Annotated in this window: 24 protein-coding genes; 8 read left to right on the top strand and 16 right to left on the bottom strand. The window is 50.7% G+C overall.

Annotated features, from left to right (window positions below; translation table 11 throughout):
- Position 1: 1 nt before the first annotated feature.
- Positions 2-1564, bottom strand: a complete 1563-nt coding sequence (locus EVX52_RS19615; protein WP_129991959.1) for a methyl-accepting chemotaxis protein — start codon at positions 1562-1564, stop codon at positions 2-4.
- Between the two features lie 225 nt (positions 1565-1789).
- On the bottom strand, positions 1790-2596 hold the full coding sequence (locus tag EVX52_RS19610; protein ID WP_235173413.1) for an inositol monophosphatase family protein: 807 nt from the start codon (positions 2594-2596) through the stop codon (positions 1790-1792).
- Between the two features lie 153 nt (positions 2597-2749).
- Here EVX52_RS19610 and EVX52_RS19605 point away from each other — a divergent pair, with 153 nt between their 5' ends.
- The 3 genes from EVX52_RS19605 to EVX52_RS19595 all read left to right on the top strand — a co-directional run bounded on the left by EVX52_RS19605 (position 2750) and on the right by EVX52_RS19595 (position 5340).
- On the top strand, positions 2750-3382 hold the full coding sequence (locus EVX52_RS19605; protein WP_129954783.1) for a LysE family translocator: 633 nt from the start codon (positions 2750-2752) through the stop codon (positions 3380-3382).
- An 81-nt stretch (positions 3383-3463) separates the two neighbouring features.
- Positions 3464-4552, top strand: a complete 1089-nt coding sequence (locus EVX52_RS19600; RefSeq protein WP_129954784.1) for an ABC transporter substrate-binding protein — start codon at positions 3464-3466, stop codon at positions 4550-4552.
- Between the two features lie 47 nt (positions 4553-4599).
- The gene (locus tag EVX52_RS19595) at positions 4600-5340 is read left to right on the top strand and encodes a molybdate ABC transporter substrate-binding protein (protein WP_129954785.1); all 741 of its coding nucleotides are present in this window, start codon (positions 4600-4602) and stop codon (positions 5338-5340) included.
- Positions 5341-5358: 18 nt separating this feature from the next.
- On the opposite strand, the gene EVX52_RS19590 is transcribed toward EVX52_RS19595, so the two are convergent.
- On the bottom strand, positions 5359-6216 hold the full coding sequence (locus tag EVX52_RS19590) for a PA4780 family RIO1-like protein kinase (RefSeq protein WP_129954786.1): 858 nt from the start codon (positions 6214-6216) through the stop codon (positions 5359-5361).
- 447 nt (positions 6217-6663) lie between these two features.
- Between EVX52_RS19590 and EVX52_RS19585 the strand changes: the two genes are divergently transcribed.
- Positions 6664-7779, top strand: coding sequence for an SDR family oxidoreductase (locus EVX52_RS19585; protein WP_129991958.1), 1116 nt, complete (start codon positions 6664-6666; stop codon positions 7777-7779).
- 135 nt (positions 7780-7914) lie between these two features.
- Here EVX52_RS19585 and EVX52_RS19580 read toward each other — a convergent pair whose 3' ends face one another.
- From EVX52_RS19580 to EVX52_RS19570, 3 genes are all read right to left on the bottom strand, one after another.
- Positions 7915-8538 carry a glutathione S-transferase family protein gene (locus tag EVX52_RS19580; protein WP_129991957.1) on the bottom strand — a complete coding sequence of 208 codons (624 nt, stop codon included), beginning with the start codon at positions 8536-8538 and terminating at the stop codon, positions 7915-7917.
- 35 nt (positions 8539-8573) lie between these two features.
- Positions 8574-9107: a GNAT family N-acetyltransferase gene (locus EVX52_RS19575; protein WP_129954789.1), complete on the bottom strand. Its 534-nt coding sequence runs from the start codon at positions 9105-9107 to the stop codon at positions 8574-8576.
- A gap of 85 nt (positions 9108-9192) precedes the next feature.
- Positions 9193-10071, bottom strand: a complete 879-nt coding sequence (locus tag EVX52_RS19570; RefSeq protein WP_165383761.1) for an AraC family transcriptional regulator — start codon at positions 10069-10071, stop codon at positions 9193-9195.
- A gap of 188 nt (positions 10072-10259) precedes the next feature.
- Between EVX52_RS19570 and EVX52_RS19565 the strand changes: the two genes are divergently transcribed.
- Entirely contained in the window at positions 10260-11165 is a 906-nt protein-coding gene (locus tag EVX52_RS19565; RefSeq protein ID WP_129991956.1) for a DMT family transporter, read from the top strand.
- Positions 11166-11216: 51 nt separating this feature from the next.
- On the opposite strand, the gene zorE is transcribed toward EVX52_RS19565, so the two are convergent.
- From zorE to zorA2, 3 genes are all read right to left on the bottom strand, one after another.
- Positions 11217-12299, bottom strand: coding sequence for a type II Zorya anti-phage system protein ZorE (zorE, locus tag EVX52_RS19560; protein WP_129954792.1), 1083 nt, complete (start codon positions 12297-12299; stop codon positions 11217-11219).
- A 4-nt stretch (positions 12300-12303) separates the two neighbouring features.
- Positions 12304-12936 carry a type II Zorya anti-phage system protein ZorB2 gene (gene zorB2, locus EVX52_RS19555; protein ID WP_238483592.1) on the bottom strand — a complete coding sequence of 211 codons (633 nt, stop codon included), beginning with the start codon at positions 12934-12936 and terminating at the stop codon, positions 12304-12306.
- 78 nt (positions 12937-13014) lie between these two features.
- Complete coding sequence (gene zorA2, locus EVX52_RS19550; RefSeq protein WP_129954794.1) at positions 13015-14664, bottom strand: type II Zorya anti-phage system protein ZorA2; 1650 nt, start codon at positions 14662-14664, stop codon at positions 13015-13017.
- 364 nt (positions 14665-15028) lie between these two features.
- On the opposite strand from zorA2, the gene EVX52_RS19545 reads away from it, so the two are divergent.
- Positions 15029-15409: a tautomerase family protein gene (locus EVX52_RS19545; RefSeq protein ID WP_129954795.1), complete on the top strand. Its 381-nt coding sequence runs from the start codon at positions 15029-15031 to the stop codon at positions 15407-15409.
- 21 nt (positions 15410-15430) lie between these two features.
- Here EVX52_RS19545 and EVX52_RS19540 read toward each other — a convergent pair whose 3' ends face one another.
- The 3 genes from EVX52_RS19540 to EVX52_RS19530 form a co-directional block, all read right to left on the bottom strand.
- Positions 15431-15775 (bottom strand): type II toxin-antitoxin system PemK/MazF family toxin, encoded by a 345-nt coding sequence (locus EVX52_RS19540; protein WP_129954796.1) that lies wholly within the window; start codon positions 15773-15775, stop codon positions 15431-15433.
- Complete coding sequence (locus tag EVX52_RS19535; protein ID WP_235173420.1) at positions 15775-16029, bottom strand: transcriptional regulator; 255 nt, start codon at positions 16027-16029, stop codon at positions 15775-15777. Before EVX52_RS19535 ends, EVX52_RS19540 begins: the two co-directional genes overlap by 1 nt.
- 116 nt (positions 16030-16145) lie before the next feature.
- On the bottom strand, positions 16146-16886 hold the full coding sequence (locus EVX52_RS19530) for an SDR family oxidoreductase (protein WP_129991955.1): 741 nt from the start codon (positions 16884-16886) through the stop codon (positions 16146-16148).
- Between the two features lie 121 nt (positions 16887-17007).
- On the opposite strand from EVX52_RS19530, the gene EVX52_RS19525 reads away from it, so the two are divergent.
- On the top strand, positions 17008-17910 hold the full coding sequence (locus EVX52_RS19525; RefSeq protein ID WP_129991954.1) for a LysR family transcriptional regulator: 903 nt from the start codon (positions 17008-17010) through the stop codon (positions 17908-17910).
- 55 nt (positions 17911-17965) lie between these two features.
- Entirely contained in the window at positions 17966-18457 is a 492-nt protein-coding gene (locus tag EVX52_RS19520) for a hypothetical protein (protein ID WP_129991953.1), read from the top strand.
- A gap of 55 nt (positions 18458-18512) precedes the next feature.
- On the opposite strand, the gene EVX52_RS19515 is transcribed toward EVX52_RS19520, so the two are convergent.
- The 4 genes from EVX52_RS19515 to EVX52_RS19500 all read right to left on the bottom strand — a co-directional run bounded on the left by EVX52_RS19515 (position 18513) and on the right by EVX52_RS19500 (position 22888).
- Positions 18513-19052 carry a hypothetical protein gene (locus tag EVX52_RS19515; protein ID WP_129991952.1) on the bottom strand — a complete coding sequence of 180 codons (540 nt, stop codon included), beginning with the start codon at positions 19050-19052 and terminating at the stop codon, positions 18513-18515.
- 156 nt (positions 19053-19208) lie between these two features.
- Positions 19209-20783, bottom strand: coding sequence for a hypothetical protein (locus tag EVX52_RS19510; RefSeq protein WP_129991951.1), 1575 nt, complete (start codon positions 20781-20783; stop codon positions 19209-19211).
- A gap of 131 nt (positions 20784-20914) precedes the next feature.
- Complete coding sequence (gene hpxO, locus EVX52_RS19505) at positions 20915-22072, bottom strand: FAD-dependent urate hydroxylase HpxO (protein WP_129954802.1); 1158 nt, start codon at positions 22070-22072, stop codon at positions 20915-20917.
- A 273-nt stretch (positions 22073-22345) separates the two neighbouring features.
- Positions 22346-22888: a single-stranded DNA-binding protein gene (locus EVX52_RS19500; protein WP_095924349.1), complete on the bottom strand. Its 543-nt coding sequence runs from the start codon at positions 22886-22888 to the stop codon at positions 22346-22348.
- Between the last annotated feature and the right edge of the window lie 155 nt (positions 22889-23043).

Raw genomic sequence — 23043 nt, 5'->3', positions numbered from 1 at the left:
CTCAGGCTGTCGCCGTGCGGAAAAACCGCACGGCGTTGCGCAAATCAATGCTTTGTTCCGTGAGGGATTGCGCCGCTGCCGCCGCCTGCTCCACCAGTGCGGCATTCTGCTGGGTAACCCGATCCATCTGATCAACGGCAATCCCCACTTCGTGAATACCGGTGTGCTGCTCAGAACTTGCCGTCGAGATTTCCCGGACAATTTCTGCCACTTTATTCACCGAGCTGACGATCTCACTCATGGCTTTACTGGCGCGATCGGCCTGCTGTGACCCTTCGGCAATTTTGCTGACGGTGCCCTGGATCAGATCTTTAATTTCTTTTGCCGCCTGCCCGCTTTTTTGCGCCAGCACCCGCACTTCACTCGCTACCACCGCAAATCCTTTGCCCTGCGTACCGGCACGCGCCGCCTCCACAGCGGCGTTCAGCGCCAGCAGGTTGGTCTGGAAGGCAATGCCTTCAATCACGCTGATGATATTGATGATTTCATTCGAACTGCCCGAAACATCACGCATATGTGCCTGCATCCCCGTCACAATTACGCCGCCCTGAGACGCCGTTTTCGAGGTTTCCAGCGCCAGCTGACTCGCCTGCCGGGCATTCTCGGCATTCTGGCTGACAGTCATGGTCAGGTTTTGCATATTGGAACTGGTCTGCACCAGCGAGGCCGCCTGTTCTTCGGTGCGCTGTGATAAGTCCACGTTGCCTTGTTCAATTTCACTGGCGGCATGATTGATGGATTCACTGCCTTCCATAATCTGATGAATGGTTTTATTCAGTTGCTGATTCATGCCGTTCAGCGAAGCCAGCAAACTGCCATTATCACCCGGTTTCAGCGTGATTTTTGCCGCCAGATTACCGGCGGCAATTTCACGCATGATGGATGCGGCATATGCCGGCTCCCCGCCGAGCTGCTTCACCAGCGTGCGCGCCAGCAGCAGCGCCATGGCCAGTGAAAGAATAAAGGCCACACAGACCAGCACTAAAAACATCGCGCTGGCCGTATGGTAACTGCTGCGGGCATCCGCTGCCGCCGTTTCACTGTTGGTCAGCTCGTTTTTGACCAGCGTTGCCAGATCCGCCATCAGTTGTGTGCGGTATTTACGTGAGTTATCGCCACTGATTTGTGTGGCCTGCGCAATATCATTGCGCTCAACTGCCGCAATAACCTGATTATTCGCCAGCGAAAACTGCTCAAAATTAGCGACGATCTGCTTAAACAGATCTGACTGACTGCCGCCGCTGTTGAGCTTCAGATACGCATTTTCCGCGTTTTTAAAGGTGGCCACTGCCTGAAGGATTTCGCCCCGGTGCCCGTCACGCGGTGCACCCTCCGGCGAGGCGATATATTGCACCTGCTGCAGGCGTAACTCTGCCAGCGTGCCACGCATCACCAGCGGATACTGCACACCGGGAAGCCGGTAAGCGCGGTAGTTTTCAATCTGCTGATTGCTGCTGTTAAGCAGCCAGGCTGACATCGCCGCCAAAATTAACAGCAAACTCAGGACGAGTGCAAATGCACCCAGCAAACGGGCAAGTATGGAAAGGTTGATGATCTTTTTCATCTGGGCACATCGGAAAGTCAGTGACAGGAAACACTCATAACGGCCGGAACAGAGGGAACTTTAGTAAAAATGAAACTATATTTCATTTTGTTAAATGCTGACTTTCGAAATGTAATTTTAGGGTTACCGGACGAATTTTTCATGTTACCGGCCAGCGTTAAAAATAGGATCTGACAGACGTTTCGACAATTTGCTCTCTCATAAAGAGAGAGCGATTACCGCCACTTACTTCGGTTCAAATCCGGGCCATAGCGGAATGACTGCCGATAGCAGATCCGCCGTGCCGGCGGCTACTGACATATGGCGATAATCCTCAATGCCGTCTGCGGTGCTGGCAAATTTGACCACAGTGTCCAGTCCGGCTTCCTGGCACAGCACCGTGCCACCTGCAATGTCCCACAGCGTCGTGCGGCGTTGCAAATGCCCGCCGATAATACCTTTTGCCGCAAACACCATGCCGACGGTCGTGCAGCGATAGCAATGCACCGACCAGTCTGCTGCACGCAGGCCCTGATAAAATGCCGAGGCTTCGTCGAGTTTGTCGTCCGAGCTGTCACCCAGCGACACAATCTGCACATCTTCAAAACGATCATCACGACGAAACGGCTTGCCGTTGAGGAAAATCCCCTTGCCGGATTCTGCCGCAAACAGATCATTTAATACCGGCAGCGCCACTATACCGATCAACGGCTTTTTATTCTCTACCAGTCCGAGTGATACGCCCCACAGCGGCGAACCACGCAGGAAATTCGACGTTCCGTCGATCGGGTCGATCACCCAGCAAGGGGCATCCGTCAGTACGCCCCCCATCTCTTCACCGATCACCGCGTCCTGCGGGAAATGCTGCGCCAGCTGGCTGCGGATAAACTGCTCGACCGCCACATCAGCTTCAGAAACGAAATCCTGGGTGCGTTTACTGCTGACCTCGATGGCGTCCCGGCGGTTAAAAAAACCCAGCGCCAGTTCAGCGGCCTGTGCCGCAATCTGACCGGCAATCGCCAGACGCGCCGACATCGTTGTGTTCGTCATCATAAATCCTGATTTTTCAGTCTGAAGGAAGTAAGTCACCTTTATAGAATGCACCGGAATCGATGAATAAAAAATGACAAGCTGTCACTTGCCAAACCAGTGCTAAACATTCTATATCTGTGGGCTGCCACTTTCTGAAGCCTGCCGGAGGCTGTCATGCCAGATGCCGCTCATTGGTTCCCCTTTCTGTTAATTTGCCTCGGGCTGGTGTTAACGCCTGGCCCGAATATGATTTACCTGATTTCGCGCTCGCTGTGTCAGGGGCCGAAAGCCGGTCTGATTTCCCTGGGGGGCGTTGTGCTGGGCTTCCTGTTTTACATGCTGTTTGCTGCGCTCGGTATTACCGCGCTGGTGATGGCGGTGCCATTTGCCTATGATGCCCTGCGTATCGGCGGTGCGGCGTATCTGCTGTATATGGCGTGGCAGGCGGTCAGACCCGGTGGCCGCTCACCGTTTCAGGTCAGGGAGTTACCACGTGACAGCAATAAAAAGCTGTTCACCATGGGGCTGGTCACGAACCTGCTGAATCCGAAAGCGGCGGTATTATATCTGACACTGTTGCCGCAATTCATCGTGCCGGAACAGGGGCATGTGCTGGCACAGTCACTGATTCTTGGTGGCTCGCAAATTCTGATCAGTGCGTCAGTTAACGCACTCATTGCGCTTTCGGCCGGTTACATCGCCGTTTTCCTGGCAGGACGGCCTGTGTGGATGATCATCCAGCGCTGGTTTATGGGCGCAGTACTGGGCGGACTGGCAGTGCGTATGTTGCTGGACGGACGTAAATAACCGGCCATTTGTCACCGGTTATATTCAGTTTCGCACCAACGCTATATAATCCTCTGCATAACGAAATCAGAGGATTTTTCCGTGCACCCATTTTCATTGCGTTTTTTGCCCTCGGTTACCCTGCTCGGGCTGGCCCTGAGCCTGTCTTCCCCTTCCGTTTTTGCCACCCGCCAGATAACCGATCAGCTCGGCCGTCAGGTCACGCTTCCTGATCAGGTTAACCGTGTCGTCGTATTGCAGCATCAGACCCTCAACCTGCTGGTTCAATTGGATGCCACTAAAGATATTGTCGGCGTACTGAATAACTGGCAGCGGCAACTGGGCAACGGTTATGTACGCCTCGCGCCGGAACTGGCGAAAACACCGGTGGTCGGCGACCTGACCAGCGTGAATCTGGAAAGTCTGGTGGCACTGCATCCGCAAGTGGTATTCGTCACCCACTATGCACCGCAGGAAATGATCGACCAGATCAGCCAGACCGGGATCGCCGTCGTGGCGGTTTCACTGCGTGATGATCCGAAAGGCGAAGAACACATGATGAACCCGGTCCTGCCTGATGAAGATAAGGCGTATACCGAAGGGCTGAAGAAAGGTATTGCGCTGATTGGCGAAGTCGTCAATCACCAGAAACAGGCACAGGCGTTGATCGACTATACTTTTTCTCAGCGCCAGTTAACCGCCGGGCGGCTGAAAGGTGTTCCGGCCAATCAGCGGATCCGCACATATATGGCAAATCCCGATCTGACCACTTACGGTTCCGGCAAATATACCGGCCTGATGATGGCCCATGCCGGTGCGATGAACGTTGCTGCCGCGACAGTAAAAGGGTTTAAGCAGGTCGCGCTGGAACAGGTGATCGCCTGGAACCCGCAGGTGATCTTCGTACAGGATCGTTATCCGGAAGTGGTCGGGCAGATCACCGGTGATCCCAAATGGCAGAGTATTGATGCGGTCAAAAATCACCGTGTTTATCTGATGCCGGAATATGCCAAAGCCTGGGGCTATCCGATGCCTGAAGCGCTGGCGATTGGCGAACTGTGGATGGCGAAGAAACTCTACCCGCAAAAATTTGCTGACATTGATATGCACAAACAGGCTGATGCTTATTATCAGCGCTTCTACCGGACAGATTTTAAATCGGCGGCAGATGCGGCGCGCGCGGAGAAATAGCCTCGTCTCCGGCGCTTTACGCGGAGGCAATGTGATAAGGAGACCTGATGACAAAGACGATTAAAGTGCTGGCGGCAGGGAGTTTGCGCCGCGCATGGGCACCGTTGTGCGATGCCTTTACGGAAGAGACGGGCAACAAAATCGACGTAGAATTCGGCCCCGCCGGGCTGTTGCGCGAACGGATCGAACAGGGCGAAAAGGTCGATCTGTTTGCTTCCGCCAACACCGCGCATCCGCTGACGTTGCAGCAGCACGGTAAGGCGCTGGAAGTGGAGGCCTTTTGCGGTAACAGCCTGTGTGTCACCGCCCGAAAAGGGCCGGAACTGGAGAAACTCAACTGGTTGAGCGTGTTACTGGATCCCCGTTTTCGTCTGGCGACGTCCACACCGCAAAGCGATCCTTCCGGTGATTACACCTGGCAGATGTTCGAACTGATTGAAAGGCGGCATCCTGATGCCGGGGCGATTTTACGCAACAAAGCACTGCGTCTGGTGGGCGGTGAAAAATCGGCAAAAATCCCGGCAGGTAAACTGGCGGCAGAATGGCTGATCTGCAGCGGTCAGGCCGATGTTTTCATCGGCTACACCAGTTATGCCACGCTGTTACGGGAAAACGACGCGCTGGAAGTCTTCAATATTCCGGCAGATTATAACGTGCGGGCCCGTTATGCGCTGGCGACCTGCACGGAGAAAGGGAAACCGCTGGCAGACTTTATTCTTTCAGAAACCGGCCAGCGTATTTTGCAGAACGCAGGTTTTTGCGGAAAACATGCGGTAATGCCGGAATAGAGGACCTACAACCATGCCTTAGTGATCGAGGTCTCTTTCCTTCATTGCCCGCTGACGGTCGTAATACTCATCTTCAGCGGCAGTGATTTCATCGAGCAGCGAATCCACATCGGCTTTATGCGTATCTTCGGTGAACAGCCCGGTCAGAATAGTTTCCGGCGTCAGTTTGCCGTCTTCGTACAATGCCCAGATTTCTTTGGCGAAGCGCGTTTCCAGCAGCTGCGGTGCGAACCGGCCGTAGTACTCCGTCATGTTATTCACATCGCGTTCGAACATCGATTCGGCGTGATTATTGGCAGCGGCATCGACGGCCTGCGGCAGGTCGATAATCACCGGCCCTTCGGCATCCATCAGCACGTTAAACTCCGATAAGTCACCGTGAACGATACCGGCGCACAGCATGCGCACGATGTTGCGGATCATGGTCTCAAAATCGGCTATCGCTTCTTCTTCCGTCAGGATGACGTCACTGAGGCGCGGCGCGACCACGCCGTCAGCATCGGTGATAAGCTCCATCAGCAGCACACCGTCCAGACAAATGTAAGGTTGCGGCACGCGCACACCGGCATTCGCCAGACGGAACAGCGCATCCACTTCGGCTGTCTGCCAGGATTCTTCCTGCTGTTTACGCCCGAACTTTGACCCTTTTTGCATCGCACGCGCGTTGCGGGTGTTACGGACTTTACGGCCTTCCTGATACTGCACGGCCTGTTTGAAGCTACGTTGTGTCGCTTCTTTATACACTTTGGCGCAACGGATCTCTTCACCGCATAACACGGTGTAAACGTCGGCCTCTTTGCCACTTTTCAGTCGACGGACCACATCATCAATCAGGCCGTCATCCACCAGAGGTTGGATTCTATTTGGGATTTTCATGCAGCCTTGTACCTTATTTCAGCGCATGAGGGAATGACCTGCGCAATATTCCCTGCATTACACACCAGACACGCCGTTCGCGTCATCCTTTCTGATCCTTATCGCTCACTGTTCTCAGGGGTACAGTTTAACGTAGTGGCGATGGAGTGGATACTTTATGCACATACGTTATCACTTTTTAGCCGTTCTTTTCACCGGTAAAACCCCTCAGAATTTTATTGCAACAGCATTAAATTTGGCTTAAATAATTAATTCACGCCCGATAATTATTTCCTTCTGTAAGTAAAATCTGCGGTGAGAAAATTTTTATGCTTCCGGAACTTTTTATCAATTTTAAGCTTTTCGTGCTGTTTACCCTTCGTTTATTTAAGCCCAAAAATGGTATACGTTCCGTTTACAATAGAGGTGGTACTGTGCCGGTAATTTCCCGTTGCAGGTCTTTCTGATATGAATACTATTTTAATAACCGGTGCCACTGGTTTTGTTGGCGGAGCTGTCGTCGAATATTTTCTGCGCCAGCAACTTACCACCAATAATGCATTATTACTCTTAGTCAGGGCTGACGATAAAGCGACGGGACTCGCCAGAATTATTGATAACCTGAAGAAATTTGAATTAAATGATGCCCATTTTTCTGCACTGAATGAGCAATCTATATTGACCGGTGACCTGGCCGAACCGGAAAGTTTTATTCATGACGCACGTTTAGATAATGTCACGCACGTTATTAACTGCGCTGCGATCGCCTCTTTTGGCAATAATCCGGCTATGTGGCGCGTAAATGTCGAAGGTTCACTGACCTTCGCCAAACGCATGGCACAGGTCAAAGGTTTGCAGCGATTTGTGCATGTCGGCACGGCAATGGCATCAATGCCGGATAAAGACAGCGTTTTCTACGAAGGTATGCCGGACAACGAACAGAACGAAGATCTGGTGCAGTACACGGCTTCCAAGCGCGCGATTGAGAATCTCGTCCGCGCCGAATGCCCGTCGCTGCCGTTCGTGGTTGCCCGACCGTCGATTATCGTCGGCCACACTCAGCATGGTTGCCAGCCTTCAAGCAGCATCTTCTGGGTGTTCATGATGGCAATTAAACTGAAGAAATTCACCTGCACGCTCGACGATCAGGTGGATGTCATTCCGGTAGACTATTGCGCGATGGTGCTGGTAAAACTGTGTCTCGCCAAAAGCCTCAGCCATAATTTCTATCATATTTCTTCCGGCGAAGAGATGTGTACACCATTTCATGAAATAGATACTTCGGTGGCAAAAGCCAATAATGCGCCGCGGATTATCAGTGAATATGAACAAATCAGTTATCAGGAATTTACCGGCATCCGTAAACAATTTAAAGATGTACTCGGCCCGTGCAATGATAAAATCATTCTACGCGCAATTAAACTTTACGGCGGGTTTGCGCAGTTAAACGTGAAATTTGATAATTCCCGGCTACTGGACATGGGTATTCCAAAACCAGCCGCCTTCAATAGCTATATTGATAAATGTGTTTCCTCAACCCGCGGTCAGTCTATTAGTGAACTGATGCAGGTGGATTTTAAATAAACCCGGCGTCTGTTAAATAATTAATATTTCCTGACATCATTCTCGTGGCATTCAGGCGGCAACTGAATGAGACCCCGGGAGCTTACATAAGTAAGTGACCGGGGTGAATGAAGGCAGCGTGAAGCATGACGGGGATCAGACTAAGCCATTGCGGCCATAGAGACGATATCCCTCGCGCTGATTGAGCCGGTCATAATAGGCCGTCACTGCCGGTAAGGCCGGACGCGACATGGGTGTCATCGACCAGCGGTTCACCGCCAGCCCGATGTGAATATCCGCCAGCGTAAAATTATCGCCCAGAATGTAATCGCCGCTACGCTGAAGTTGTTCTTCGAGCATTTGCATGTGACGGTTCCATTCACTGACACCGGCGTCAATCAGTGCCGGATCCTGATGCTGCGGGCTGTTGCGCGCCAGCGCCGGAAACGCATAACGCCAGGAATTATTCAGTTCACCAGCTTGCCAGTCCATCCACTGCTCGGCCAGGGCACGACGTTTCGGGTCGGATGACAGCAAATCTTCACGTCCTTCACGCGCCGCCAGATACCGGCAAATCACGTTGGATTCCCACAGCACAAACTCGCCGTCGATCATCACCGGCACCATCGCATTCGGGTTCAGCGCCTTAAATTCCGCTGTCTGGACAGACTGAAAACCCGAACCATACTGCTCCTGTTCAAAGTCCAGCCCCAGTTCATGACAGGTCCACAACACTTTACGTACATTGATCGACGGTGATTTACCCAGAATCTTTAGCATGGTTGCTCCTGTTAATGTGATGCATGAATAGCCGGTCACGACGGACGAACGAAGATCCGCGTGGCTGAGCCATGATAAGTGGTATCGGTTTGAGCCACGAAACCGCACTTTTCCGCCAGACGAACGGAGGCCTGATGTTCCGGCGCAATAATGCAGCATAGCTGGCGATCGACATGTGCACCGGCCCAGTTCAGCACCGCCTTTGCCGCTTCAAAGGCGTAACCTTTGCCGTGAAATGCCGGCGAAATCACCCACCCCATTTCTGCCATGCCATTGAGCGATGGCGTGATGTCACGCTGATAATCCGCCAGACCCATTTCGCCGACAAACGCACCTTCTGTACCCTGCAATTTTTCGAACACAATCCAGTAACCAAAACCGAGCATCTGCCAGTGACCCGGATAACGCAACAGGCGGCTCCAGCTGGCTTCGCGACCTGACGGTGTACCACCGATATATTTCACGACGGCCGGATTGGCCCATTGCGCGGCAATGTATTCAAAATCATCAATATGATGACCCCGTAAAATCAGACGTTCGGTTTCGATAACGGGAGCGGAGGTCTGCATGGTTTTTCCTGAATAAGGTGAAGAACCATTACGTTAGCACCGTAATTGCCCAGACAGGAAGAGAGGTTTTAGCAGGAAATAAAAATCAGGTAATAATGCCGCCACGCAGCGCCGTCGGCGTTATGCCGCGCACAGATTTGAAGCGGTTACTGAAATGACTGGCAGAGCTGAAACCGCATTCGAGCGCGATTGTGGTGATGTCCATCCGGCTGGTTTTTAGCAAATTTTCCGCGCGGATCAGGCGGGCATTCATCACGTACTGGTGCGGCGCCATCCCCATGCTTTGTTTAAACATGCGGGCAAAGTGGAATTCGCTGAGTTCTGCCAGCGCGGCAAGCTCCGGCAGTAATAAAGGCTCCGCGAGATGGGTATGAATATAATCTTTCAGGCGGTTGAGAATATGCGGTGCCAGACCGCCGCGTACCGTTGGCAGCGCCCATTGCAGACGAGTGTAATGTTTCACCAGATGCGCCATCAGCAGATTGGCGGCGCTGCTCAGCATCAGCTGATTACTGTTTTCCTGCCACTGACTGCTGAGCAAAAAGTGGCGATATAATAACGTAATTTGCGGATCTTCTTCGAATGTGCGTTCTTCCAGCTCAATCGCTGCCGGGCTGCGATCCCAGGTCTGCTCCACCAGATGCCGCAGATGTTCGTCGGAGCAATACAGATGCACAAACGATAAATCGTCGCGCACATCCCAGCTCGACATACTGCCTTTGGGCATCAGACAAAAACGATCCGGCCCGCCGCCGTTACGCCAGCCACTGCGGGTTTTGTGATAACACTCGTAGCCATCGGCCACGTACAGGCTCAGCGTATGGTGATCGGCGCTTTCCTGATTCACGATGTCATTTTTATTCGACCACGCCGCCAGCTGAATGCCGGAACCCAGCGCCACACTGTCATGCAGAACCGCTTTATGCTGACGCAGCGTTTCGAAAGCCTGATAAACCTTAGTCATGACATGCCCGTGTGGAAGAAAGATGACGCTCATTTTACGGTTTTTCCCCGCCGCAGAGCCAGATCTTGCTGAGCTGGTGACCGGAAAAATGCGCAAGAATATGCAACTCAGCGCAAATCGCTGAAAGCCAGACGCCTGCCGTTACCGCAGAATTCCCTCAGTCATTACTTTTCGGGTGAGAGAATTCTATGAATGCACTGCTTTATATTTTGGTGATCCTGATCTGGGGCACCACCTGGTTTGCGATTTATCTGCAACAGGGGGACGTACCGGTGACGGTGTCCGTTTTCTACCGTTTCCTGCTGGCTGCGGTGATCATGCTGCTGGCATTGCTGGCAACACGCCGGTTGCGCCGCCTGGCGCTGAAAGATCACCTGTTCTGCGTGGTTCAGGGTTGCTGCGTTTTTTGCTTCAATTTTTACTGCTTCTATCACGCCGCAGCCTACATCACCAGCGGGCTGGAATCGGTGATTTTCTCGATGGCCGTACTGTTTAACGCCTTCAATGGCATGCTGTTTTTCCGCCAGAAACTGGCTCCGGCAGTGATCCCGGCGTCGGTTCTCGGGCTGGCAGGCATTATCACATTGTTCTGGCATGATCTGAGTGCGGCACACATTGCACCGGAACTGCTAAAAGGCATCGGCCTCAGCCTGCTCGGCACCTACGGCTTCTCGCTGGGGAATATGATCAGTTCACGCCATCAGCGTCACGGGCTGGATGTGCTTTCCACAAACACCTACGCAATGTTTTACGGCACGGCAGTCATGGGCGCGCTGAGTCTGGTGCAGGGCGCTTCCTTTGCCATCGACCTGACACCGCAATATCTCGGCTCACTGGTTTATCTTTCCGTGTTTGGTTCGGTACTGGCCTTCGGTATTTACTTCACACTGGTTGGCCGTATCGGTGCCAGTCAGGCGGCCTACAGCACACTGCTGTTCCCGCTGGTCGCGCTGACGGTTTCAACATTTTATGAAGGTTATCAGTGGCACACTAATGCGGTTATCGGGCTGGCGCTGATACTGCTGGGGAATCTGGTGATGTTCTGTCGCCCAGGCTGGCGGGGGATGTTCAGGAGGAAGGCTGTTGTGGTTTAAGTAAATCCAGTAACGTCACACAATTGGCAAGGTCGCCGCAAACCGGCAGCCTTAGCCTTCATTGATATATGACACAGCTTCACTGACTGTAAAAATAGTCCAACCGGGCAAAAAAACGGGCTCCAGATTTACAGCAATTTTTTCCGATACCCAGGCAGCATCCAGAGTTATTTCTCTACCCTGCCCCGCATTTTCTATCTGATAACCCAGCTTGGGTAATGGATATTTCTTCATTTCTAATATATTAATATCGCCATGAATAGAAGTATCAGTAAGGGAATAAACGTCACTCCAGGTATTGACGTTATTAACGCCTTGTTGTAGTCGGCAAGCTTTTATAACTTGCATATCCGATGATGAAAGGAACATCCATCCATGCTGCGGTTTTTTCCGGTGACAATCGCGACAAACGACTTCTAGATTTTCTTCCGTATTATTATATTTCACACCATCTTTGTGGTGTACGTCGCACAAATTACGGTGTGAACTCATATCAACACCACAGTCACTGCATACAAAACCACTTCTCTTTCTTATCCTGTTAGATATTTCTTTCCAGTCTTCAGTATAGCCGCTATTTGTGGCGTTATATAAACCTTTAGGCATATAGCTAAAACAAGTACTGTAATGAGAAAAGAAATCTTTGAGCACAAAAGAAGCAAACACAATATGTCTAACGGCCTTATTAGCGCTTTCACGATAATTCAATTTCTCCAGACAATTTTTACAGACTTTAAGTTCGATATCCTGATGTTTTCCATGGCCATCGTCGATTTCGAAAAATCCATCAAGTCGGTTTGTTGCATGATAGCGACCAAAACGACCGTCCTGCCGCATAGTATCCAGCGTTTTACACCATGCAATATGAAATTTATTGCCTCTACCAGGATCAGCTATTGCAGAATCATATATTTGACTATGATCTCGGATATAAAGTAGAACCTGACGTCCCTTAAATGAAATCAACCCTGTGCCGGCATCCAACTCACTAATGTTGATTTTTATACCGCTTTCCAATTCAACATCTAAAGGTTCAAAACTCACTGACTTTTCGCCCAAAATAAAACCCGATCCTTCTGGTAGCATGCGTTTTCCCAGCCGGATTAATTCAGATAAGTTAATATTAAGTTTCATTATATTACTCCTGAATTATCCGTCGAATCTGCAACTCAGCATTAGTGACGACTTTAAAGGTGACTCGTCTTGAGCGGCTCGGGTCTTCTCTGCCAGAAGCGTTAAGCACGGGGTGTGATGATGAGTAACCTACTGCTGAAAAATGAGATTTTATCCAAGGCCGCTGGCTTTTAATTTCATCCATTTCATAGACATATTCCAGTACTGTTCGGGTTCTACCTTGCGACAATTCCATATTGTTAAAATAAGCAACATCACGGTCAGATGTCCCGGTCCAGTCACTACTGGTATGGCCTTCAATTCTGACTTCAGTAATATGTTCTTTAAATTTATCAAGCACGGTAAGATACCGGGGAAAGAAGTTATCGAGAGTAGACTTAAATCCTAATTGAAGATCCGAGCTACCTGTTCTGAACAATACATCTGGGGATTTGAAACGAAATTCTAATGTTTGCTTATCAATTTCAGCATCCCAGTCAGGCAGATCTTTGGCAAACTCCATTTCAAGCGCATTATAAAGTTCTATTTGTGCATTCTGATAAGCAACGGCGACTTCTTTGATCTTATTTTTTTCTACCTGAACATAGTGCATATAAGCAACAGAAATAAAAAGGAACACCATCATTAACCCCGCCATCAGATCTGACATGGATATCCAGTGTTCATTGTCCTGTTTTTTAACTTCCACAGGTTTACCTAAGAATTTCTCCATTTTTTACCTGCGCTCATTGCTGTTAATCATCGACTTAAGTTGCCCCATAACAACCTGATATTCTTTAATTAACTGGTCATAGTTATTTATGAAGCCTTTACTGATCGAAATAAGTGAATCAGCCAGGATTTGTAATTCACGATTCATTTCACGATCGGTTGCCTCTCCGAAGGCTTTGAGCTGACTATTGATTGCCTCTCCAAAACGACCTAGGGAATCATTAACATGTTCGGTAAGTCCGGAGTTTGCCTTATCAAACGAACTCTGCAGAGTATCCAGCATATTGCTCGAATTACTTTTCAACGCGCCAGAAAGTTCATCAGACTGAGTTTTCATCATTGCGGAAAGGTCCGCAGAATGATCTTTCAGTTTTCCTCCCATGTCGGATACAGAGATTTGCATCGAAGTAAGAAGTTCAATGGCGCTGGACTTCATTTCCTCCACAGTTTCTCCAAGAGAGGATGTCAGGACTTCTGAGGAGTTCGCTACGTCATGTGCCATAGAAGCAAAAGATTGCTGGGTTTGCGTTACGGAGTTTCTGAAACCTTCTGCACCTTCATCCAGAGCAACACGCATAGAGTTAGCATTGACCAACAACTGTCCGCCAGTCTGTTCCAGCGAAGCACTGACACTTAAAGCACCGGCTTTTAATTGTTCCCCAACTTCATCCAGTTTCATTTGAATTGCAGGGACAGCTTCGGTGGCTTTATCTCTTAAGGTCGCGAAAGCGTCTAAATGCCTTGAAAGTTCATCAATCTGATGCTGATTGACCTTCAATACATTTTGCAGTTCTGCCATTGCGAGAGGGATTTCTTTGCACTCTTCCCAAATACCCGCGACAGAATTTTTTGTCTCCATAAGCGAATCAACACTTTGCTTATATTGCTCACTCATCACTTCGACTTGGTCTTTATAAGCACCTTGCCATTCAACGAGTTTTTTAACAGAACTGTCTAAGGCCTTAAAATTCTCACCAAATTGTTCCGTAAGGTTATTATTAAAATCGACAATGACTTTTCTCAGGGCATCGATGATTTGCTCTGTTGCGCCTTTTGCCATCAAATCGCCAAAGTGAGTCAGTTCAGCCCATAATTTCTGACTGAACTCTTCATGATGATTTCTTTGCAATTTAGAAATATCACCCATGTCAGTGCGCAACAATTTCAATTGCCCCACTAAAGAGACCTCATCATTTCCATCAAAACCGAACGCAATTCGTTCTAAAAGCTTGTGCTGCGACTGGAGAACCTGGTGAATATGATCAGGCGTCACCGCTTCTGGCTGGGCTACATTCATACCGTTTGGCCGGGGGGAGGAGAGCATCGTATCTAAAATATTAAATGCTAGAGCACCTAACATACCGACAATACTTGTAATAAATGCTGTTTTTAATCCCCCCAATAAGACAGGAATGCTGCGTTCTATATTGGTTGTATCGAAATGCAAAAGTCCAATCACGACCCCTACGAAGGTCCCCAAGATCCCAAGCGCAGTCATTAAAGTCGGTGCGTATTCCAAAAAACGGGGTGATTTACTCTTATACCTGGCATATAAAGCACCAAAAAAAACGAGTACAACAGCCCAAATAAAACAATCGGTTATCGTTGATGAATCCATTGCACTTAACAAAGATTCCAGCACTTTTGACAGCATTGTGATCCTTTTGGAACATGAAAGAAGCAAACGCCGAAAGGCTATGCTTGAATTAACTATTGCTGTGAATTCTGAAAACAATCGTTATCAGAAAAAGGGGACATAAAATACCAAGAAAGTTGCAATAAAGGCATGATAAATATCATTTACAACGGATTATTACTTTTACTGAAAACGAACTATTTTACCTTAGTTATTATTATACTTTTAAGTATCATGAGATAAGCAAGGGCTAATGAGGAAGTGTACGTAGAATACCGGTACGTACAAAAAATCGCTCGACAACTCTACTCCTCGTGTTGCATACCTTAACGACCGCATCCTCAGAGATGCACGCCCTACAGAAAATAATGAGGAGAATAAAATGCCTTTTGTACGTATTGATATGGTTGAAGGAAAACCTGAAACCTACCGCAAAACCGTCGGCGAAGTGGTCTATGACGCGCTGCGCTCAGCTCTTAATGCGCCGGAAAACGACAAGTTTATTGTCATCTCCGAGCACTCTCCGGCAGAAATGATGATTTCTCCTGATTATCTGAATATCCAGCGCAGCCCGAACTGCATTGTGATTCAGGTAACGCTCAACGCCGGCCGTACACTGGAAATGAAAAAGGCGTTCTATCACGCCGTAGCTTACGGGCTGCATGAAAAAGTCGGATTACGTCTGGAAGATGTGTTCATCAGCCTGGTCGAAGTGCCGAAAGAAAACTGGTCCTTCGGCAACGGCGAAGCGCAATACGCATGATACGTGGCCTGAAGATTAACTTCAGGCCAGTAAGTTCTCACCGCCAATCAGCGGAATAATCCGGGCAAGTACATCGTTAAACACACCATCTTCGGCAACAGCGATAAACTTAGCCTGCCGGTGCCGCCAGTCCATTGTATGTATCAACGTGGTGGCAACCACATAAGGTGCGCTCAGATTGTTGAGCGGCACTTCGGTCGGCGCGCCCCGGATACTGCTGCTCACCGGCATACAAATCACCAGCCCGGTAACCTGATTATAAGTTTCATGAGACAGGATCAGCGCTGGTCGATATTTGCCTATTTCCTTTCCTTTGGTGGGTTCAAAATCCAGCCAGCAAATATCCCCGCGCTTTGGTAAATACATTAATAATCAAGCTCCCTGTCAGTCGGTTCTGCCAATTCATCAGCGTGAGCATTATACGCGCTCAGCCCCGATAACAAGCTGGCCTCAGTGACCTTCTGCTTTTCGGCTTTACGAATTTGCAGCCCGTCTTCAGAAATCTCGATATCAACGACATCACCTTCCTCGAATTGTGGAATTGACTTCAAATTTCCGGACAGCCTTAACGCGATGCTGTTACCCCATTTCTGTAATGTGGCCCGAGTACGCATGTTCATTTCTCCACCGTTGTATCTACAAAGAGTATACAACCAAAAACCCGTCACAGTATTCCTGGTACGGGTTTTTGCGAGCTGCATTCCGGCTTTTTATTTTCCTGCGTTAAACGGAAGGATTAAATAATCCCGCCATTCACCTTCAGCGTCTGGCCGTTGACCCAGGCACCGTCGGGTCCGGCGAGGAAGGCGACCACGGAGGCGATATCCTCCGGCTGACCGAGGCGTTCGAGCGGCGAGGTTTTGGCGATGGTTTCCACCAGTTGTTCGGATTTACCGTTGAGGAATAAATCCGTTGCCGTCGGGCCAGGCGCCACAGTATTGACGGTTATCTGGCGGCCGCGCATTTCTTTGGTGAGCACGCGGCTCAGCGCCTCGACAGCGGCTTTGGTCGCGGCATACACGCCATAAGTCGGCTGATATAACCCGACAACCGTTGATGAGAAATTGATAATACGTCCGCCGTCGTGCAGGTGTTTCGCCGCTTCACGCAGCGTGTTGAAAGTGCCTTTCAGGTTGATATCGATAAGGCGGTCGAATGTTGCATCGTCGGTGTCGGCGATAGCGGAAAGCGTCATAATACCCGCATTATTCACCAGCACATCCACGCCGCCAAACGCCTGTTCCGCGCTGGCAAACATCCGGCTGACCGCCGCCGCGTCGCTGACATCCGCCTGCGCGCTGATGGCTTTTCCGCCTGCCTGTTCAATTTTGCTGACCACCTCGTCGGCTTCTGACGCACCGCGTGAGTAGTTCACAATCACGGTAAAACCGTCGCGCGCCAGACGCTCTGCGATGGCGGCGCCGATACCGCGTGATGCGCCGGTGACCAGCGCGACTTTCGGTTTGGATGGAGTCATGATGCGTTCCCTTTTTTCAGTGATTCGGATCTGTTGTCGGTGAGGAAAGCGTAGCCGATTGACGCTGCCGGATAATTACCTGATATTCGTTATCACTATCCGGAAAAGGTGAACAATTATCATGGATAAGCTCGACAGCATGCAGTTATTCACCCGCGTGGTGGAACTGCGCAGTTTTACCCAGGCTGCACAGGCGCTGAACCTGAAACGCTCGACGGTGACCGATGCCATTAAGCAACTGGAGTCGCGGCTGAACATCCGGCTTCTGCAACGCACCACCCGCCACGTCAGCCCGACGCTGGATGGCGAAGCCTATTATCAGCGCTGTCTGCGTATCCTGGCGGATGTGGAAGATGCCGAGATGGCCTTTGCCGGTGCGCAGCCAAAAGGGCTGTTGCGGGTGGATGTGCACGGGTCGATGGCGCGGCATTTTCTGCTGCCCGGCCTGCCGGATTTTCTGGCGCAGTATCCCGACATTGAGTTTTACATGAGTGAAGGTGACCGGCTGGTGGATCTGGTGCGGGAAGGCATCGATTGCGTGATCCGCGCCGGAGAGCTGAAAGACAGCGATATGGTGGCGCGGCCGCTTGGTACGTTGCCGGAAATTACCTGCGCCAGCCCGGACTATCTGCAACGTTGTGGAACGCCAGCAACACCTGACGATCTGGCCGGTCACCGGATGATTGGTTTTCGTTCCAGTGCGACCGGCGGGCTGCTGCCGCTGGTTTTTCAGCAGCAAGGCAAAACACGCGAAATCCTGCTGCCAACCAGTTTGTCAGTCAACGGCGCGGAAAGCATGAAAGAAGCCGCACGGCGCGGGATGGGAATTATTCAGGTGCCGCATTACGGTCTGCTGGAGGATCTGGCACAGGGAAGCCTGGTGCAAATTCTGGCGGATTTCCCGGCCGGTTCGCTGCCGGTTTCCCTGCTTTACCCGCGTAACCGCCAGCTTTCGCCCCGTGTGCGGGTGTTTATCGACTGGATGGTGAAAGAGTTTGCGCGGCGTGATTCGCATCTGACATGATAGTTTTTCTGCTCAGAAGGCATGACGTCACAACGTTAACGATTGGGAGAAGCCGATGATCACACCTGCTGTATTGCTGCATATCGGCAGCGAAGAAACACAAGTTATCGTCCGTAATGATGATAGCGAAGATAAAACTTTGCTCCTGACACTGGGCTCTCAACTCACCTCCGTCGGCTATTTCCGCCATTCACCGCCGACGCCGGATGAAATGGAAACCGCCATTATGGTGGTCGAAGATGAAGTGACGCGCATCCGGCACGACATTCCACCGGGCGCTAAATTATTCAGCACAGACAACGACATCCGCGTGCTGGCCCGCATTGCCGGTGAGGCGGAAAACGAAGTAATGACGTTGTCGCGGGATGCAGTGGAACGCACGTTTGACCGGCTGGCGCTGGTGATTAATGGCCGTCCTGCGCATTTCGAAGGCATTCCTGACGGCAATGATTTCGCCGCCACACTGCTGATTTTGCGCGAGTTTATGCATCATCTGCAATTTGATGAAATTGTGGTGAAAGGGACGAAGTTTGAGATATCCAGGTAAGCATTAAAGAGAAAAGAACAGCCCCGGACGGGGCCGCTAATACGTTAGCCCTGGATCAGGATTTACTTTTTCCCTGCCCGTGGATGTCGTAATAATTGAGCACGAATTCGAGATCGAAGGTTTTCGAGTGGAATGTCTGTTTAAGTTTTTCCTGTAAAGGTGCTGGTAAAGCTAAAAACCGACCTTCTGTTTTTATCACAGAGGGATTTGCACCTGGCGAAAGGACAATCAAAGATTCGATCACTGTTTGATAATCTTGCCCGCTATGTGCGCTTTCAGGAAAACTGCCCGCATAGGCAATCATACTCAGCATATATTCATATTCTTGCTGTTTAATACAGGATTTCAGCGATTCATTTTTAAAGTAAATAAGCGCAGTAGATATCGTTTCCCGATCAAAAGGCTTCAGATCTTCTGCGGTGATTTTCGGCTTTTGTTGCTCTTTTTTGTCACATAGCGTGGTTTGCCTGCCCAGGCTGTCCATCGCAGATTGCATTGCCTGTTTTAGTCTTAATGGCTCCGGCGAGATATCCTGACTGGCAAATACGCTCAGAGGAAAAAAGAGTAATAGTGCGGTTAATGGTAAGAGCTTCACATTCATTCCTTAAATGTTTAACGAAGGATTTCCATTATATTTCCTGTCTCCAATTTTAAATTAATAAACATCACATCCCCGATAAATAAAAAGCCTCCCTGAAATATTCAGAGAGGCTTATATTTTCCGTTTATTTAATTACGTTACTGCAATGGATTAATGATTTTTTAATACCGCAGGATCCGATTCCATCAGTACCATCCCGCTCAGATCCGGCAATGTCTGGTGATCCAGATAATCCCGGAACGACATCCGCGGAGCGTTATTTTCCCAGGCGGATTGCAGCTTGCCGAGCAGGTCAGTAGTTTTCGACGTGATTTCCGGCGTGGTGATGTCGGATTCCAGCGCACCTTTCACATATTTCTGAATATGTGTTGAGTTGGTGGCGGACTGATCCACCGACGCACTCACCAGCGCACCTTTGTGATATTGCACGGACGTCGTGCTTTCTGCCGTGTCATCAATCTGGTAGTAAAGGTAATTCTGCGAGTTACGGTCGCTGGTCAGATTCAGTTTCAGCCCCGGTGTCAGCGACTCATGGTAGCTGGCGACCAGATGTGACTGCTGTTTCTGCGTGATATTGCGATCCTGCGTACTGGTGCCGGTGATGGTGCTGGCCTGCGACACCTGATAAGAGAATGTATCCGTTTCATCCGGGCGCATCGGATTGGTAGAACTGACCGGCGTCTGCGTCACCGAGGCCGTGAAATCCGCCAGTCCGGTCATCATGTTTTTATCGGTTTTGGTCAGCGAGAAATACACCGGCTCAGAACCCCGGCTTTTATAGGTTGTCGCCGTATCGCCATAATTGCTGTTCAGCGCGGTAAAAGCCTCTTTGAACATGGTCATCAGCGAATCATCAGCATTGCCACGATTACCCGCACTGTTGATCTGTTTGAGATAGCTGTTCAGCGCCTGCTTTTGCTGGTTTTCTGTGCCGAGCAGTGCGCGCTTACTCATGTCGACGCTGATATCCACCGTACCGGCAATACCGGTCGATTTCACTGAGCGGGTATTGGCATCAGCGTGAAAATCCAGCGTCTGAGTATGGGTGGTGCCCAGCGTAGCGTGTAAATCCACCGATGACAGTACCGAGGAATCAAACTTCGTCAGACCGCTCAGATCCAGCTTCGGCGGCTGCGCCGTCAGACCATCAATCGCTTTCTGGAAACCTTCCGCCAGCCCCGCCAGCGCTTTGCGATCGGCATCACTGAGCGTGCCTTTGCTGACATTCACCTGCACGCCAAGACCGTCATCACCACTGCCCAGCGTAATATCCACCCGTGCACCGCTGGCGGTTTTAATACTCAGGTTTATCTGATTATCGGCTTTGGTATGGAGTTGGGACTGGGCAGCCACATTGGCCGCCGCAGTGGCCTGCGAAGCCGAAGTTTGCTTTATTACCGATTGCGAATAACTGCTGCCGTCAGTGGTAAAACGCTCAAGCAGCGCCGCGCCGAGCCCGGCAAAACGCGACGCATTGCCGGCGTTGCTGAAATTCGATGCGAGTTTGGAAGACATCAGGTCGCTGGAAGAGCGTTCCCAGGCTAATACCGGTTTGGTAATGGTATAGACCGGCGACGTGGTGTCCGTCTGGCCGATAATCACCGCTGCTGATTGCGCCGTTGAAGCCTGCTGCTGACTGGCGGCGGAGGACACCGCCGTCAGTGATTTTGTCGTCGTAACCAGTGTATTAAGCGCCTGATTACCTGCCGAGGAGATAACTGTCATCCCGATAAGTCCCTATGTTTTGCGCCGTAGCGCCAGTGGATACCCTAATCCTTCTGATGTTATTTTCGGCAAAAACGCAGGGAACTTTAAGGATGTGTAAAAATTTATTTCTTTTAAAAACCTCCCCGGATTTATTCCAGCGGCCCACCCAGAATGGTTTCACACATACCGGAAAGAATGCGCTCGCCGGTTTCACTTTTCAGATCTTCGTACCATTGTTCGGTCACGGCCATTTCTTTGCCGTGAGTGACATCGCAGCGTTTACGCGCTTTCAGCACCAGATCCTTCACGCGACAGGCGCGTTTCTCCTGATAACGCAACAGCGCATCTTCGATGCCTAACGAATTGGTTTGCAACATATTCGCCAGTACGATCGCATCTTCCATTGCCGCACAGCCGCCCTGCCCGATATCCGGCGTGGTGCTGTGGCCGGAGTCGCCGAGCAACGCAATACGGCCTTTGACCAGTTGCATAAAGGGTTCGATGTCGTGGATTTCAACGCGGTTAGTGGTCTCCGGGTTGATCTGACTGATCAGTTTTTGCACCGGTTCTGCCCAGCCCGCAAAGTAACCCTGCAAATCATCGCGCACGGTGGTGCGATCCTGCGGCAAGCCTTTCGGCAGCGGCACGTCAAAGAAAAAGTAGAAACGGTTGCCGCTTACCGGCATCAGTGAAACGCGTTTACCCTCGCCGACAAATGTCGTCCATTGATCGGCAGGCGCAATACTTTCATCGATTTCTACCAGACCGTTCCAGTTGACGTAACCGGCGTAGCGGCGCTCCGTCGCATAGCCCAGCACATGCTGGCGGATAATAGAATGGGTGCCGTCGGCCGCAATCAGTAAATCGCCGGTCGCGGAGGTGCCGTCGTCAAACCAGGCGGTGACGCTGTCGTCAGATTCCTCAACATGCGTCACGCGCTTGCCGAACTGCACCTTATCGCGGCCATAGGTATCAAGCAGCATTGATTGCAGTTCAGCACGCGCCACCGGATAGGGTTGTTCGCCAACGCTCTGGATCAGCGGTTCCATACTGAACCGCGTCATGGTCTGCCCCTGCTGATAGTCTTTGTAGGCCATGAAGCGCATATTGCCGCCGAGTTCACGAAGCGCCTCTTTCATGCCGAGATAATTCAGGCATTTGACGCCGTTAGGCCAGATAGAAATCGCCGCGCCTACCGGTTTGATCTCCTTCACCGCCTCGTATACCGCCGTTTCGATACCAAAACGCTTCAGCGCAATCGCCGCACATGCACCGCCAATCCCGCCACCAATCACGATCGCTTTCATATTTTTCTCCCCTGAGTCTCTCTGGAGAAAAGCAATTTCTGTACCACAAAAGCGATTTGCCGCCGGAGCCTTGTATACAATCTTAAGTACAATCCGCCGCAGCCCTGAACGGGAAAAAAATGCGCTAAAACGAGGCGCTGTTTTGACGCAATGGCGGCGCAATGAGCCAGCCTGGTGCGTCGGCAAAAGATTGAGAGCGGTAAAAGCCAGAAAAACAAAAAGCCCCTTTCGGGGCTTTTTGTTTTTCTGACAGAGGAGCCCGAAGGCAACAAATCAGAACGGGATATCGTCGTCGAAATCCATTGGTGGTTCGTTGTTCTGTGCTGGCGCGTTGTTTTGCGCAGCCGGACGTGCCTGCTGGCCGCCGCTGAACTGGTTGCCGCCTTGTGGTTGCTGAGGCTGACCCCAACCGCCCTGCTGGCCGCCTGCGGATGGCTGACCGCCACCTGCTGGTGCGCCGCCGCCGGCACGGCCGCCGAGCATCTGCATGGTCCCACCCACGTTAACCACGACTTCGGTGGTGTATTTTTCAACGCCAGCCTGATCGGTCCATTTACGGGTTTGCAGTGCGCCTTCGATGTAAACCTGGGAACCTTTCTTCAGGTATTCGCCCGCAACTTCAGCTAATTTACCGAACAGCACAACACGGTGCCATTCCGTTTTTTCTTTCTGCTCGCCGGTCGCTTTGTCACGCCAGCTTTCAGACGTTGCCAGTGTAATGTTGGCGACTGCACCGCCGTTAGGCATGTAGCGGACTTCCGGGTCTTGCCCCAGATTACCGACGAGAATAACTTTGTTTACGCCTCTGCTGGCCATGTGGATTCTCCTGATGATGTATGTCGTGGCTGAAACCACAGTTTGGGGTGTGAGGAACTCACTTCGCGACATTATAACCACAAAACGTTGCCTTCGTACCATGGATGTAAAACGTTGGGATTTTCTTTCCAGATTGTTCAGCAAACATTCCATCG

This window comes from Rahnella sp. CFA14(1/10) (assembly GCF_004195095.1).
Taxonomy (GTDB): domain Bacteria; phylum Pseudomonadota; class Gammaproteobacteria; order Enterobacterales; family Enterobacteriaceae; genus Rahnella; species Rahnella perminowiae.
This window is presented reverse-complemented; position numbering and strand designations above follow the sequence as displayed.